This is a genomic window from Paenibacillus sp. J22FR5 (genome assembly GCF_059691975.1).
This window is the reverse complement of record NZ_JCAUAN010000055.1, coordinates 1-14,299: the sequence shown is the minus strand read 5'-3', so window position 1 is coordinate 14,299 and position 14,299 is coordinate 1. Positions and strand designations below refer to the sequence as shown.

General features: G+C 40.5%; 15 protein-coding genes and 1 pseudogene. 6 read left to right on the top strand and 10 right to left on the bottom strand.

All coding sequences use genetic code 11. From position 1 onward, the window contains the following. Positions 1-118: 118 nt before the first annotated feature. A complete protein-coding gene (locus AC58P7_RS32820) occupies positions 119-601 on the bottom strand; it encodes a GyrI-like domain-containing protein (protein ID WP_497350281.1) in 483 nt (160 codons plus the stop codon). Between the two features lie 252 nt (positions 602-853). On the opposite strand from AC58P7_RS32820, the gene AC58P7_RS32815 reads away from it, so the two are divergent. From AC58P7_RS32815 to AC58P7_RS32805, 3 genes are all read left to right on the top strand, one after another. Beyond that, a complete protein-coding gene (locus tag AC58P7_RS32815; RefSeq protein ID WP_497350280.1) occupies positions 854-1,789 on the top strand; it encodes a sigma-70 family RNA polymerase sigma factor in 936 nt (311 codons plus the stop codon). 74 nt (positions 1,790-1,863) lie between these two features. Further along, complete coding sequence (locus AC58P7_RS32810) at positions 1,864-2,313, top strand: VOC family protein (protein ID WP_497350279.1); 450 nt, start codon at positions 1,864-1,866, stop codon at positions 2,311-2,313. Positions 2,314-2,687: 374 nt separating this feature from the next. Continuing rightward, on the top strand, positions 2,688-3,890 hold the full coding sequence (locus tag AC58P7_RS32805; protein ID WP_497350278.1) for an IS110 family RNA-guided transposase: 1,203 nt from the start codon (positions 2,688-2,690) through the stop codon (positions 3,888-3,890). 234 nt (positions 3,891-4,124) lie between these two features. On the opposite strand, the gene AC58P7_RS32800 is transcribed toward AC58P7_RS32805, so the two are convergent. The 6 genes from AC58P7_RS32800 to AC58P7_RS32775 all read right to left on the bottom strand — a co-directional run bounded on the left by AC58P7_RS32800 (position 4,125) and on the right by AC58P7_RS32775 (position 8,112). After that, positions 4,125-4,496 (bottom strand): hypothetical protein, encoded by a 372-nt coding sequence (locus tag AC58P7_RS32800; protein WP_497350277.1) that lies wholly within the window; start codon positions 4,494-4,496, stop codon positions 4,125-4,127. Between the two features lie 117 nt (positions 4,497-4,613). Further along, positions 4,614-5,210, bottom strand: a complete 597-nt coding sequence (locus AC58P7_RS32795; protein ID WP_497350276.1) for an SMI1/KNR4 family protein — start codon at positions 5,208-5,210, stop codon at positions 4,614-4,616. 173 nt (positions 5,211-5,383) lie between these two features. Then, positions 5,384-5,884 carry a hypothetical protein gene (locus tag AC58P7_RS32790; RefSeq protein WP_497350275.1) on the bottom strand — a complete coding sequence of 167 codons (501 nt, stop codon included), beginning with the start codon at positions 5,882-5,884 and terminating at the stop codon, positions 5,384-5,386. A gap of 257 nt (positions 5,885-6,141) precedes the next feature. After that, positions 6,142-6,618: a DUF4238 domain-containing protein gene (locus AC58P7_RS32785; RefSeq protein ID WP_497350274.1), complete on the bottom strand. Its 477-nt coding sequence runs from the start codon at positions 6,616-6,618 to the stop codon at positions 6,142-6,144. 33 nt (positions 6,619-6,651) lie between these two features. Then, positions 6,652-7,194, bottom strand: coding sequence for a DUF4238 domain-containing protein (locus tag AC58P7_RS32780; protein WP_497350273.1), 543 nt, complete (start codon positions 7,192-7,194; stop codon positions 6,652-6,654). A gap of 474 nt (positions 7,195-7,668) precedes the next feature. Then, positions 7,669-8,112 (bottom strand): hypothetical protein, encoded by a 444-nt coding sequence (locus tag AC58P7_RS32775; protein ID WP_497350272.1) that lies wholly within the window; start codon positions 8,110-8,112, stop codon positions 7,669-7,671. 270 nt (positions 8,113-8,382) lie between these two features. Here AC58P7_RS32775 and AC58P7_RS32770 point away from each other — a divergent pair, with 270 nt between their 5' ends. Then, entirely contained in the window at positions 8,383-8,610 is a 228-nt protein-coding gene (locus tag AC58P7_RS32770) for a tyrosine-type recombinase/integrase (protein ID WP_497350271.1), read from the top strand. Positions 8,611-9,813: 1,203 nt separating this feature from the next. On the opposite strand, the gene AC58P7_RS32765 is transcribed toward AC58P7_RS32770, so the two are convergent. Together AC58P7_RS32765 and AC58P7_RS32760 are read right to left on the bottom strand one after the other, a co-directional pair. Then, positions 9,814-9,987, bottom strand: a complete 174-nt coding sequence (locus AC58P7_RS32765) for a hypothetical protein (protein WP_497350270.1) — start codon at positions 9,985-9,987, stop codon at positions 9,814-9,816. A 162-nt stretch (positions 9,988-10,149) separates the two neighbouring features. Next, positions 10,150-10,404 (bottom strand): annotated as a pseudogene (locus AC58P7_RS32760) (bacteriocin maturation protein); the annotation flags it as partial. A gap of 439 nt (positions 10,405-10,843) precedes the next feature. Here AC58P7_RS32760 and AC58P7_RS32755 point away from each other — a divergent pair. Next, positions 10,844-12,742, top strand: a complete 1,899-nt coding sequence (locus AC58P7_RS32755) for a TOMM precursor leader peptide-binding protein (RefSeq protein ID WP_497350269.1) — start codon at positions 10,844-10,846, stop codon at positions 12,740-12,742. A gap of 282 nt (positions 12,743-13,024) precedes the next feature. Further along, on the top strand, positions 13,025-13,144 hold the full coding sequence (locus AC58P7_RS32750; protein ID WP_497350268.1) for a YjcZ family sporulation protein: 120 nt from the start codon (positions 13,025-13,027) through the stop codon (positions 13,142-13,144). A gap of 201 nt (positions 13,145-13,345) precedes the next feature. Here the strand turns inward: AC58P7_RS32750 and AC58P7_RS32745 are convergent, their stop codons facing one another. Then, entirely contained in the window at positions 13,346-13,972 is a 627-nt protein-coding gene (locus tag AC58P7_RS32745) for a histidine phosphatase family protein (protein WP_497350267.1), read from the bottom strand. Between the last annotated feature and the right edge of the window lie 327 nt (positions 13,973-14,299).

Here is a 14,299-nt window from a genome sequence, read left to right as displayed (position 1 = left end):
GGTTCAACATAACATGCCCTGACTCTCTTTATTCTTTTACCGAATCCAATAGGGATGAAATCCTGCGAATACACGAGCTTGCGTGAGGAAATTAAATCAAATCGAGGGAGCGTAATGCTCATTTCTTCTTTACAGGACAGAATATTTTCATTTCATTTCTTTCATCATTTAAATCTCTTATTGTTTTCTCGTCGTATCTCTCAAAATAATAAGCTGTATCATCATATGTATATCCGTTTTCATTCAGCCATTTTGTAGTGAAATCATAAGCTGTTACCGTCTGGCTAGCCAATCCCTTATAATTTGTTAATGAATAAGTACGAGGCAATAGATGTATATGGACCATTCCATGCGGTAAGTTTTCAAGAGGTTCCACTTCAAAACAAAAATAAAAATCAACTGTTCCATTGTTACTTTTATAATTTGGAGGTGATATTCCATATGTCACATTTGGATTCTTAATGTTTTTTATTTCATTCTGTCTTCTTACCAATTCATCATATGCATTTTTAATGTTGTTTCCTAAATTAGACATATTAGCACTCGCCCTTACCCCAACAAATGCTGAGATGTTGTCAGTTTGAATGATTTGAATCTCCATGTAATTCACTCTCCTTTTTTGTTATCTCTTTGCATTCGATTTTTATACAAAATACTCCTTTCGGTGCAGACAGAAAGATGCACAACTTTCTCACGGCAGCCTAACAGATTTTTAACTCATAACCCACTTCGAGCCAAAACCACAATGTGATATATTTATTTTATTGAAAACTTTAGATTGATTATTAGAAGGGATTTCATACGTGTTTATGGAACTATCTAAAACTTGGTGCACTAAGAGGAGATATGTATATTGAAAGACAATGAGCTTGTTTTGGCTGCTATGAATGGCGATGTTCAAGCCTTTTCTTTACTAGTGGAGAAATATTCTGACGCTTTATGTTCCGTTGCTTACGGTGTATTAGGTGATTTTCATTTGGCACAAGATATTGCTCAAGAATCTTTTATCAAAGCTTATTTTAAATTACATGCTCTAAAGGATCCTGAAAAGATAGGAAGCTGGCTATATGCTATTACTTATCGACAAAGTGTAGATTGGAAAAGACAACAGATTAAAGAACAACATGCGTTTGAGAGGAATGAATGGTTAAATCACCCCGCTACTTTTGAAGAGATCGTTGATAATAGAGAAATACATATAGAGATCTGGAAAGCATTAAATAAGCTTGATGAACTTAATCGGATAATTATTATTTTGTTTCACATGAGCGGGCTTACTATGAAGAGCATTGGAAAACTCCTTAATATGTCTATTAGTGCAGTGGAAAGTCGCCATCGTAGGACTCGTAAATTATTGAAGCAAGAACTTGTGGATACTCTATTTGATGGATTACAAAATCCATTTTCTGGTAGTAGTATGGCAACTAATGTAACGGCTAATCTTATAAAACAGACAGGTCATTTTTACATACCTGTTACAGATAAAATACGATCAACCCATTGGTTTATTACCAAATTTGGCTTATCCTTGGCTCAGAATGGACATCTAATTCTTCCATCAGGACAAACACTATATCTCTTACAAGTCAAACCTTCTCAAATAAACTCTAAATCCGAATTTTCTGTTCCATTGCTGTCTTTTGAAGTTGATCAAATGAATGATATTTATGAAAAACTTAAGAATCAAGGGATCCGTGTAGACGATCTTATAAAAGATTCCTTAACAGGTGATCATTTTTTCTTCTATGATATGGACAACAACCGATTTGGTATTTATCAGGGGAAATAACTTTCAAAGGGTATGACGGAATTTTCCATAAATAGTCGTCTATTTAATGAATACTAAATTGGAGGATGATTAGAATGAATGAGGAATCTCTGCAGCAAAAGGAAAACGAATCTAAGGTGGTTAGATCACTTCTTAAGCGAGTGTCCCACAATTATTTACCGGTTAAAGATTTAAAAAAGGCAACAGAGTTTTATGTAAAATATCTGGGTTTAAAGCTTTTACGACCAGATGGGAATATCCTTATTCTCGGTAATGGCCAGTGGTTGTTTCTTCTGGAGTCAAAAAGCAATAAAAATGCAAATTTTGTTACAGATCAGTGGGAGGATGCGGGTAAAGACTATGAAATGTTTTCCCTCACATTTGAGACTGAAGATATCATTAAACTCCATGAGTCCCTTCGAAAGAGTGGAACACATGTGGAATCAATCGTTGATCAAGATGGATGTGGTCTTCAATTTAAGTTTAAAGATCTAGACGGGAATAAGTTTAATGTTTGGCAGGATCCTGATAGAGGGAGGTTTTAAGCTAAATATTACTTTAATTTTAAATATGAGTGAAAATATGGAGCATCGATAATTATTTCGACTGCTCCCTTTCTATTCATATTTCATATCTCATGAAATCGACCATTTCATTATGTAACTATCCTGCCCAATCGTATTATGAGGTCACCAGATATTTCTGGTCGACCTCATTTTTTTGAGGCCGTAAGATAACGGTAGCCGGGGATCGAACGATTCTGCCCGTGGGACTTAGATCCCGAGAGCTATTCAGTTCATCCCCCCTACTTGTTCAACCATGGTTAGGCTGGTTGGGACATGAATCCCGTATCACATGCGATAGTGTGGAAGACAAGAAGGTTAGGGGTTGCCGGCGAAATTACTTAGGGAGTGTTGTCATGAATCCAGTCATTGGTTTGGATGTATCAAAGGGAGAGAGCCATGCACAAGCTTTTTTAGACCGTGGAGTACCTCATGGGAAGATCTTTAGGTTTAATCATGATCTTGAAGGGTTAGCGTCTTTTCTAAATTATATGAGAGGAGTGGAATCAGCTGCAGGGATACGTCCCTCCATTGTTATGGAAGCAACAGGCCATTATCATAGCCCCGTTGTTCAGTTTCTGGATGAGCACCAGTATTTGAACATCGTTATTAATCCTTTAATCTCACATAACGCCAAGAAAACCAATTTGCGACGGTTGAAGACGGATGCCGCAGATGCCCATCTTTTAGGAGCGTTGTTTTATAAAGAAGAGTTTGAACCCTACAAAAAACGGGGTCAGCATCTCATGAACTTACGCTTTCTAACTCGCCAGCATGAATCTTTAACGGGTATGTATGTCCAAGCAAAACTACAATTTCAGGCCATTCTGGATCAGGTTTTCCCCGAATATCATGGCGTGTTTGGTGACCTTTATTCAAAAGTTTCCCTTCGACTTCTGGCCTTACACCCGACGTCTAGAGAGGTTCTGGAACTGGATGAGAAGGAGATTGCAGCAACAATCGGGCGCCTTACAGGACGCGGCAAATCGACTTTATGGTGTCTTGAACGCGCTCAAATCTTAGTAGCAGCAGCAAGGCGAAATCCCTTTAAGGAGACGGCTTTTCCAAGCCATCTGATCTCCATGCAGCTGCTCATCAAATTGCTTCTTCAATACCAGGATCATCTAGCAGACCTTAATAAATCGATAGAGGCCCTAGCTGAAGCGTTACTGGAATATGATTTAATCCAATCGATACCCGGGATTGGCACTAAAATTGCTGCAACAATTTTAGCTGAGATCGGGGAAATCGATCGGTTCAATCACGCAAAGAAACTTGTTGCCTTTGCTGGTATAGATCCAAGTGTTTTTTCTTCAGGCAAGTTTACAGCAACCATAAATAAAATAACTAAGCACGGTTCCAGGAGGCTTCGTACTGCCCTATATCAAGCTGTACGATGTGGTATTCGTAGTAATAGAAATAAAAAACTAAGAGCTTATTATGATAAGAAGCGTGCTGAAGGAAAGCTGTTCAAAGTAGCGATAATTGCTTGTGTGAATAAACTCATCCACTGGATTTTTGCCATCTTGACTACTAAGGAAGCATTCCGTTTAGAGTAAGTAGCATGAAATGGAAGTATATGGAATATCTTTCCGTGCTATGTGGGACGGCTCTTTCCCATGCACTTTTTTAAGTATACCACCTCATGAATCCACCATTAATAATTAAATATTGACAAGCTATTAGCTGGAATAGCTTAATGACAAAAGGAGCAGTTGCCACGGCAATCTACTCCCAGGCTTGTTTGAGCTAACGTTCTCCGTAAGAGTTTAAACGAGCAAACGGGCAAGCGGTTAGTCGATTTGATCCACCGAAACTACCTCAATAGCATTACAATAAAAACCTAAAACTTCACACTCAATGTCCCGTACCCAAAAATTTAGTGCACACCAACCATCACCTTTAATATCTACAATATCAAAAATTCCAAGTTGTATTATTTTTCCGCTAGCATTGATATTAAGACTTTCAATCTCACTAAATCGGATTTGAATTCTTAAGTTTATTCCATCCTTATTGGATAAGAATTCAATATCAAGCATTGAGATATCTTCATAGTGCCTATTTTTATCCATGTAATATTTAAAGGCAGAAATACATACCAAATCAGACCATGTAAAATTTGTTATTCTGGATTGTAATATGGTTAAATTCTGAATCTGCATAGATTTCTCCTTTCGATGGGTTCTTAATCTTATTCATCTATCTTTTTTCGTTTGCTTTTTCGTTAAACCTACATTGACTAATCCAACACTAAATAGCTTACTTAATTAACGTGAATACTACTTTTTACTTTTGAACTTTTCAACCAGTTTTAGAAACTCAGGTGTCGTCTTTATACTAACAATACCAAGATCCTTGGGTAGATTTTCATCCTCTACTATTTGAAAACTTAAGATAAACTCCGAAAATGAATTTGCTACTAAGTAAACATTACTCCATAATTCTTCTTCTGAGGGGTCAAAGTGTTCTTGGTCATGATCCCAAAAGTAAATTTTTCCCCATTCATCCTCAGTAACTCCAATGCATAGTTGATCCCCACCTGGAATATCCGCAAAAGGTATCATGCTTTCAGGCATTCGCCCTAGATAACATTCGATATTACTAATTAATTCGTTATTGTCATTTTGCAAGTTATAAAAATACCCCATTCTCCCTCGTTCATTGTGCTTTGGAATGTTGGTTATTGGTGAATAGCTTATTTGATGGTTATAATTAATTCTCCCATAGGTCAAAAGAAATTTTTTATAATCTTGAGGCAAGAGAAACCCATATTTCTGCTCAAATGCAATGACTAAATTATCAGAGTGATTACTACCTTCACTAGTGATGCCTACCTCTAATAATTTCTGTATTACCTTTTCAAAACTACTCTGCATCTTTATGCACTCCATCCATATAGAGACACATTTACTAGAAATATCTTACCACTAATTACTTACACTTAACTACGTTATCGTTCTTCGTTAGTTGAATACTTTAATGCTAGAAGACTCAAGTGAAATTATCTTAAATCAAGTTTAGTTCAAACCTCCAAAACGTACTTTTAAAGTTAATATACCTTGATCTGTTGCATATACACTTTACCGTTAGTTCCATATATTCTCTTTGGATAATTTTCATTTTTATAAACACTGGATAAAACACTCTGACCTTCTTTATAAAGAATCTGAATATGACTTTTATCAAATAATTTTCTCATTAATATTTTCAGCTGTCCTACTACGGCTTTATCTTCAACACATACTCCAAATGAAACTAAATCCAATTGATCTGTTCCTTCCTTGAATGAATCTACTAAAATATAAGCATTGTTCAGACTATTGCTTCTAAATATTAAAACATCCCCAGTATTTCTTGGAGATTCATGATATCTTTCGTAGATTTTTTCAATTTGTATATTAACATCTATCAGATTAATAATTTGATTTAACAACGGATCTGTAAGAAATATATCCTCATCTTCTTTCGGATAATAAACTAATTCGGAAATAGACAATAGTATTAGAAATTGATTTGAAATCATCACTTTTTCCTTTCGTGAAGGTGTCATCGGACGGATCCTCTTCACCGCCGACTAAGTATTATCACTAGACTCCTCCAGTAATTTAGATAAATTGTACCATAATAATAATGAATTCTTAATAATTTTCATTGAGTAAATCTGCCCGTTACTTCAATGAAAACAAGGAGTAGATACCGTTAGGCAAACTACTCCTTATTCCGTTCAAGTAACGTTCATCCTTTAGTGTAATGATTACTATTGTGTTCAGTTGAACATTTTACAGCTTTATATTGGCAAAGTCATCCTTATTCATCACCAAAATACATTTTACGATCTTGCACACGTAGAATATATCCTTCGTTGCAATTGTCCTTTAGACGATTGTTGTATTCAACTAGCTCATCTTTCGTAAGATCTCTTACTACATAATGTTTCGTATGGTTGCCTCTTACTACAGCACAAGCAATATGGGGGTCTATAGGGAAGATATACTCAATTTTGCCTTCGGAATTAATGAATCTACAAACAGGATTATCACTGGTTATGAATTCTCCATTAGCAGGAGCCCTTAAGAAAACAAGGGTTGACTCATTAACAAATTTCTCTACCTCAGCCATAATCAATCCTTCTCCATTAAGAAATTGACGATATAGCTTCAAAATATAACTATGGGCATATTCATCGTAAACTGTCTCTAAAAACGGAAATAACCGTTCTTCTTCTGGAATTTCAATGGATTTAAAATCGATACCTAATAAATTACCTCTTAAGGCTACGTCCATTGCGTCTTGTAGTACTGGATGATACGGTTTCGATCATCGCCATTCAATCGAAACCATAAACTTAATTAGATCATCTCTTTTGATTGCATTTAATAAATGAGTGTTCGTTGACGATACTGCATTTGCAATTGCATCATGAGTTCTGTTCCAATCATTTTCATATTGTTGGCTCCAATTTACTTCAATATCTTTTCTTGTTTTTGAAAGTACAGTGCTTCTAAGTGAATGTTTTACTTCATTAGAAACAACATTCCCTTTCAAATCACTAATACTCCATTCATTGAATCTATAAAAGTTTAGATTCATGTCGATTGGATCTTCTAATTTATTTCCATCCAATTTAACGACGTATTCTTTCAAAGGTTCAAAAAATGATTTGAAATCCTCTTCGTTACCACTAAGAGAACCTGCTCTAATTGTATGGTAATCATCAATCCCTGCAAATCTTTTAGTATTCTTTTCTTCCCCTAAATCGACGAGTCCTTTTTTCACAACATAGATTGACGAATTTCCATGCTTCCAGGACTTCATGTAGGTTTGAGGAGTAAGATGATGATATATTGCTTCCGTATCCATTGTTTTCTCCTTATTCTTTTTTAATGTCTTCATCTCATAGAAACTAGCTTCAAAAAGTCATCAATATCAATGGATTTAATGAGTTAATTATACCATATATTGTAACTAATCTGCCCGTTAGTTTAGCAAGTTACAGGTCAGCCTACTGCTTGTCGGCAATCGGACAATGTTCTTGTCACGAATCGGGAATCGGATCAAGTTCTTGTCATTGACAAATGACAAGAACTTGATCCGATAACTAAAAAAGCCCGCGGTTTACGCGGACTTAATTCGGACAATGTTCTTGTCAACCGACACCAACGGACAACGGCAGCCACCGGAAAAACGGATGTAAAAGATGCTGAATGGATTGCAGACCTTTTACGTCACGGATTACTCCTTGAGTAATAATCTATATCTTGCTCTTGTACGGTACTTCCAACAGGATTTTATTGTTCTTGTCATAAACATTAATTCTCAATTCATTCATTTCAACTAATCCGAAATATACTCTCTTCCAATTAGTTGAATAATATTAGCCTCAATAACTTGATTGTTCTTATCGATTATTTCAACTTTGTTTATTTCGGGATCATTAATAAAACCATATATTAAATGCCTTCTAACATTGTCATTAAAGTTAATTCCTGATTGATCTATTAACAATTTATTCTCATTATACATTACATTTGATGAACTCAGTTTCCATCCTTTAGTCTCATCACCCTCAAACACTGCCAAGCCAATACCAATATTTCCATTATCAAAAAGGGCTTTATATAGAATGAACGGTCTTTTCATTACGGAGCCTTGGTAAATTATTTCCTGTCCTTCTTTTTTATGTGTTTTATAAAACTCTTCTTCAATTGTTTTGCTTTTACATCCAGAAATACCAAGAGAAATAAATAATAGGATTAAAATAATTTTATAACCTCTCATGTTCCCTCCCCTCCCTAATTCAAGGTTATCTCAGATTCAGATAACGTCTTTTTTGCGGAATTCGTATAATAGCCTTGTTAGACAGGTTCGCTTCACATATAACAAAAGATATTCAATTATTCGGGAACCCAATGACAAATTCCTTTAACTCTACAAATCTGCCCGTTACTTTAATGGCCATTTCACATTTGAATAAATCAATACAAAACCAACCTATAATATCACCACGATTATACGCATATGTTTGTGTCGCAAAACGATTAAGCACCTATGTTTGTGTCGCCGGCCTCATCGTCAAAAAGAACAAAGAAAACCGCGACAATACACGTAAAAGGTCATACGCTACGGAAGACCTTTGGCTACTGGTTCTACAAACAGACCATGGACGTGGCCAAGCTTCAGAAGATCCTGAACCACAGCCACCCGTCCATAACGTTAAGCTGCATTGGAATCAAAGATCAGGAAATCGAAGAAGACATTGAAAGCTTTGTTCTATAGCGTACCAACAGCCTGACGGTGTGATTCCGTTGGGCTTCTCTATTTTGACCCCGCCAGCACCCCCAAGGGTACACCAAGCCCCACGGCAAGTGCCCCGACCAAATTTGTGATAAAAATCAAACTCCCAGGGAAAACACCTCTGACCTTTGACCAACTTCCGATTAGAAGAACGGCTTATGTCCAATCAAGGACTATGTAACGAACATACTTTATACCGTAATGAAAATTTACTTGAGGGGACTGACTAACATGAGTGGTTTAAGTTGTGCAGGTTTTGGTGTTGGTACTAGCGCAGCAGCTGTTTTGGTTCTGTTTATTCTTTTGGTAATCATCTTATCAATAACTTGTGTTTGGTAATCATCATATCAGCGGTTTGTATGGTAAATCCTTAAACCAACATCACAAAAAAACAAAAACGGTCTTATCGCGAAATTGATGCGAATACAGACCGTTTTTTCTCATTGTTTAAATGAGGGTGACGAGTGAGTTGTGTGCTGGCTGGCAATATCAATATATGGTCAAGTGGATGGTTCCGCACTAGGTCTATACCCCCACTTCGATACCAATTTCAACTAATCCTTCCAGCAAGCAGCTGTAGCCGATCCGATTCCCACCACTTACCGCGAAGACGGATCCAAGGTGAAGTGCCTACGGGGCTGACTTGGGTAAACTTCGGGACATCGTGGGGGCTAAGATAGTGGAATAAAGAAAGGCTCACAGGAATAATCCCCGTGAACCCCCATTTCTTTACTGAAATTAAATACAAAAAGACATTGTAATGATAACCAACAAAATAAATAGAACTAAAATCTCCACACTGCTATTGCGACGAATTCCGTCTACCGCTATTCCCATATTCATACACCCTCCTTTTACGGGGAATAAAGTCACTTTCCATACTATGTCAGCATTTACCCCTTGGCTTGGACTAGGTTACGGAACTAACGTGGATTTCCTTCGGGGACATCGTGGGGGCTAGGATTGACGGTTGACTGTAAAGCGCAACACATAACCCTGCTCCACGTAACCTAAGTGTGTATGTATAGGGCATTCACGTTATTGACAGAAAAACACCCTCTTTGTTTGGTAACAAACAACCGTGCAGTGAGACGCGTGAAACGGGGCTCTCATGTGTTCCATCCAAATCATTCCAATATCTGAAGGAAGCCGCAGCTCACGCATCGTGCAGCATCAGCGTAAAATTCACCGCTTCTGGTACACCTGCCTCGAATTGATTTGGCGTACAAACTCGAATTGGGCTGAAAGTTTACGGTTCTGTTCCAAGACCTGCAAGGCGGACTGCAGAACATCCGAATTTAGCGTTACTTCACATGAAGGGATCTCAAAGATTAGCGGCAACTGTTCAGCTAGACGCACGGACGATACCTCCTCGTATACGCACTCCGCTATCACCAAATAACCACAATCATAACGATAGCGCTCATCGGTATTCCCCCTCTCGCAGCAACACGGCAAACACTCCTGCCATTTCCTCTTTCAGAAATGCTTCTACTGCCAGATCCAAGACCAAGAGCCGCCTGATTCGTGAATGCTGCGCCACGCTGACTCCCAGCATCCCTCAAAGTCCGGATGCACTAGCGGACCTGCCAGACCCACCTGCTGCAGACACACTGCGGGAAGAAAGATCTTCTTCTCCTCCCTGCAAACCGTGTGAAGAACCCTCAGTTCCTCGATATCCCACTCCTGTGATACAAACAAAATTGAATCAAACGGCCTCACAGCCTCCCGCCAACTACTAACCCCTTCCTTCTGCAGGGTAACTTCCTCTATCGCATCGAATGGTTAAAATTTGTCATTTTATTCCTCCTCCGTAATTCCCGATCTGCCCCAACTCTTCACAAGTAATCTTATGTACTGCTATTTGTCCCCAATACGTGCATATATTAGTTATCATCAATCAATTTATAATGAATTCATCTTAAAGAGGAATATTGACTTAGCGTATTTGGGGATTTCACCGACCATGGATTACTGGCGAAATCCGAGAAGCCAAGTTCTCTGGAGGTTTGTTATGCCTTTGTTGTGGGAGTTTAAGTATGAAGTGGAAAGGAAAGTACCGTGGTCACCAGCGTTACTTTACAAACGGGAAGCAAACCATGACAGCAATCATAGGGGCTGCCGACCGGCAGTTCCTTCCCTTCTGGCTCGGGGAGATTAGCGGAGAAACCCGCCGAAGCGAGCGGGGCACATTGTGCGAGATGAGGTGATCAGCGTGAAAGCTATCATATCAGTTGTCGGAGAAGGTTTATTGGCCGACTTCGTATGCGGAAAGCTATTGGACCATTATCAGGTCGTTCGACAGACAGATTTCACTTCACACATACCGAAAGCGGCGAAATTGGTTGTGGTGCTGCACGATGACTGGCCTTCCTCCGGATACTTCGAGGCTGAAGAGGCGTTGCAGCAGGCCGGCATCCCGTGGCTGCGGGGCTTTATTTCAATGGATGAGGGCATAGTCGGGCCTTTGGTTCGTCCGGGTGCGCCGGGATGCTCCGAGTGTGCGGATAACCGGCGTTTCACGGCGTCGCCTAGGGGCATACAAAACGTAAGATCTTCGCCTTCAGGACTTTGGCATACAGCTCACTTGCTGATTGCCGAGACGCAGCGAGTGCTGCGGGGCATCCGAGCCCATACGGAAGAGCATATGTATATCGTTAACCTGAAAACTCTGAATAGCTCGCTCCATTTCATTCTGCCTGACCCGCTTTGTCCGGTGTGCGGCCGCTTGCCCGACGATTCATCGGCGGCGGCCAACATTTCGCTCAAGCCGAGACCGAAGATAAGCGCCGACAGCTACCGCTGCCGTCCGATAGACGACCTGAAACAACATTTGACCAAAGACTATATGGATTCCCGGACCGGCATTTTTAATGCCAAGATGCTTGACCTCGTGTCGCCGTTTGCCGGGGTGGGGGTCAATCTGCCGTCGTTTCTGATGGGAGATGAGGTAACGGGAAGCCGCAGCTTTTCTTATGCGGAAAGCGAATTGACCGCGATCTTGGAAGGATTGGAGCGACACTGCGGTATAACCCCCCGCGGCAAACGGACCGTAATTTATGACAGTTTCAACCGTGTTGCGGATCATGCGCTCGACCCCTCCAAGGTTGGGTTATATTCAAAGAAACAGTACGCGCGGCCTGATTTCACGTTCGAACCGTTTGATCCCGACCTCCCCATCGATTGGATATGGGGCTATTCGCTAGTGCGGAACTGTCCGATCCTTGTTCCGGAGAGTCTCGCTTATTACATCTCGGGATTCGGTAGCGGCTTTGTCCAGGAAGGCTCCAACGGCTGTGCGTTAGGCGGAAGTTTGGAGGAAGCCGTCTTGTACGGGATTTTGGAAGTGGCGGAGCGTGACTCGTTCCTGATGACTTGGTACGCGCAGTTGCCTATCCCGCGCCTAGACCCCTATTCCACTAACGATCAGGAACTGCGGCTCATGGTCGAAAGGCTACGCGCAGTTGCCGGATACGATGTGCATTTGTTTAATATGACGATGGAGAATGGGATTCCGAGCATTTGGGCGCTCGCGAAAAGCGTCAGCCCCGGGAAGATGAATCTTATCTGTTCGGCGGGAGCTCATTTGGATCCGGTACGGGCCGCGAAGAGCGCCATTCATGAGTTGGCCGGCAGGTTGATTTTCCTGCAAGAGAAATTTGAGGCGGGCCAGGGACATTTAATGCAAATGCTCGACGATCCGTTTCTCGTATTGCATATGGAGGATCATGCCATGCTATACGGTTTGCCGCAAGCAGAGGAACGGCTGCAATTTTTGCTGGACGGACAGCGTCCGCTCAGAACGTTTGACGAGGAGTTCAAGCGTAAGGCAAGTCATGCGGATCTGACCGATGATCTGAAGGACACTATCGAGGTGTTTCGCCGCTTGAACCTCGATGTGATTGCGGTGGATCAGTCATCGCTGGAAACGCTGCGAAACGGGCTGCATTGCGTAAAAGTTCTGATTCCGGGAATGCTGCCGATGACATTCGGACATCATTTGCAACGCTTGACGGGGCTGAAGAGAGTGCTTCGGGTGCCGGCGGAGCTTGGATATACGAAAAAGCCGCTGACGGCCGGGAAACTGAATCCGCATCCGCATCCGTTTCTATAAGACGCGAAAGATCAGTATGCCAACCCCATAGCACAAAGCATAGGGGTCCCGCCAACAAAACGCGGATTTCGCACGCTAGGCCATTTTTTACACAAATAAACCGGATTCCTGTACGCTTAGGAATCCGGTTTTATAGTAGTGACAGTCTCCATTTAGGAAGAACGGGTTTGTATTTTTTTATCCTTTTCAGCAATCATGCCCTGACTTAAGTCCAATCAATCACTATGTACAGAGAATATGATTATACCGTAATGAAATTTCACTTGAGGGGAATGAGTAAACATGGGAGTAGGAGTAGGTTGTGGTGGAAGTTGTGCAGGTTTTGGTGTTGGTAACAGCGCAGCAGCTATTTTGGTTCTTTTCATTCTTTTGGTTATCATCACATCAGCTTTTGTATGGTAATTTCATAATCCAATATCACAAAGAATACCGAGAAAAACAAAAACGGTCTTATCGCGTAACAGATGCGAATACAGACCGTTTTTTTTCTCGTTATTTAAATTAGGGTGACGAGTGAGTTAAGTGTGTGGTTGGCAATATCAATATATGGTCAAGTGGATGGTTCCGCACTAGGTTGATGCCCATTTCGTGATTACTTACCTTCTAGCCAGTTCCAGAGCGCTTTCTTCGATACTTTGATAACTCTCCATTACCGGTCGGAATCAACGTTATCGTTGCGCTAAAGAAAGAAAACGTCATGGCGTGGGCACCAGTAACGCCGGCGCCGGCACCATTGAAAGATTTAGAGATTTGAGTTGGCGACATAATTATTAACGATTCACCGTTGATTATGGTTCCTGAGTTCGTGACTACTTTAGAGGCACTTATCTCGCCTACCAAGGTCCGAAAAGCCATGCCGTGTCCTGTAATTATTACCTTTCTATATTCAAGATATTTGTCAATTGTTTTCTCTACACGATTCTTCAGTAGTTCCTTAGACTCCCAAAGTTTGGCTACCCCAGAAGGATAGACTCCATTGTTATTATCGTAATCGTCCCCTAGTTCTTTAAGCCTCTCCATTGAGTCGTACACAAATGTTAAGTCGGGTTGCCATTCCCTTAAGTCGAATTCAATCTTTATTTCTAAACTAAGTTCCTTAGATAGGATAGCAGCAGCAGTTTGAAGAGCTCTTGGGTATGGAGAAGACACAATAATTTCAGCTTCTTTTAAGCGCTCATCTTTCGCTGTCAAATAAACTTGGTTAACCCATTTAATCGTAAGAGGTACCAAATCCCGACCATGCCCCTTTCATTTGTACTGTTCGTTTATGTCCCAATGAGGTTCTCCATGGCGAATGAGAAAAAATTGCGTCATTATATCCTCCGCATATCCATTATTTGTATTATTAGTATTCGCCCCTGAGCTACGTAAACCTCCCATTACTTGAGAAAACGGCAGCCAATCGGCTGCCGTCGTGGATGATTAAGGTATCCTGTAACCACGCATAACTGCCCGTCCCTCGGTTTTAAGGGTTTATCTCACATATACTCACTCATTCGCAGGATTTTATCACCTTGGTTTGCAGATGTTGTTCATGAGAGCGCTCATCAGACGTAG

Coding starts and splice junctions, on each gene's coding strand:
- AC58P7_RS32795 (WP_497350276.1), bottom strand. CDS start 5,210: ATGCAGAGTAGTTTTGAAAAGGTAATACAGAAATTATTAGAGGTAGGC.
- AC58P7_RS32750 (WP_497350268.1), top strand. CDS start 13,025: ATGGGAGTAGGAGTAGGTTGTGGTGGAAGTTGTGCAGGTTTTGGTGTT.
- AC58P7_RS32810 (WP_497350279.1), top strand. CDS start 1,864: ATGAATGAGGAATCTCTGCAGCAAAAGGAAAACGAATCTAAGGTGGTT.
- AC58P7_RS32770 (WP_497350271.1), top strand. CDS start 8,383: ATGTTTGTGTCGCCGGCCTCATCGTCAAAAAGAACAAAGAAAACCGCG.
- AC58P7_RS32780 (WP_497350273.1), bottom strand. CDS start 7,194: ATGGATACGGAAGCAATATATCATCATCTTACTCCTCAAACCTACATG.
- AC58P7_RS32820 (WP_497350281.1), bottom strand. CDS start 601: ATGGAGATTCAAATCATTCAAACTGACAACATCTCAGCATTTGTTGGG.
- AC58P7_RS32805 (WP_497350278.1), top strand. CDS start 2,688: ATGAATCCAGTCATTGGTTTGGATGTATCAAAGGGAGAGAGCCATGCA.
- AC58P7_RS32775 (WP_497350272.1), bottom strand. CDS start 8,112: ATGAGAGGTTATAAAATTATTTTAATCCTATTATTTATTTCTCTTGGT.
- AC58P7_RS32790 (WP_497350275.1), bottom strand. CDS start 5,884: ATGACACCTTCACGAAAGGAAAAAGTGATGATTTCAAATCAATTTCTA.
- AC58P7_RS32800 (WP_497350277.1), bottom strand. CDS start 4,496: ATGCAGATTCAGAATTTAACCATATTACAATCCAGAATAACAAATTTT.
- AC58P7_RS32785 (WP_497350274.1), bottom strand. CDS start 6,618: ATGGACGTAGCCTTAAGAGGTAATTTATTAGGTATCGATTTTAAATCC.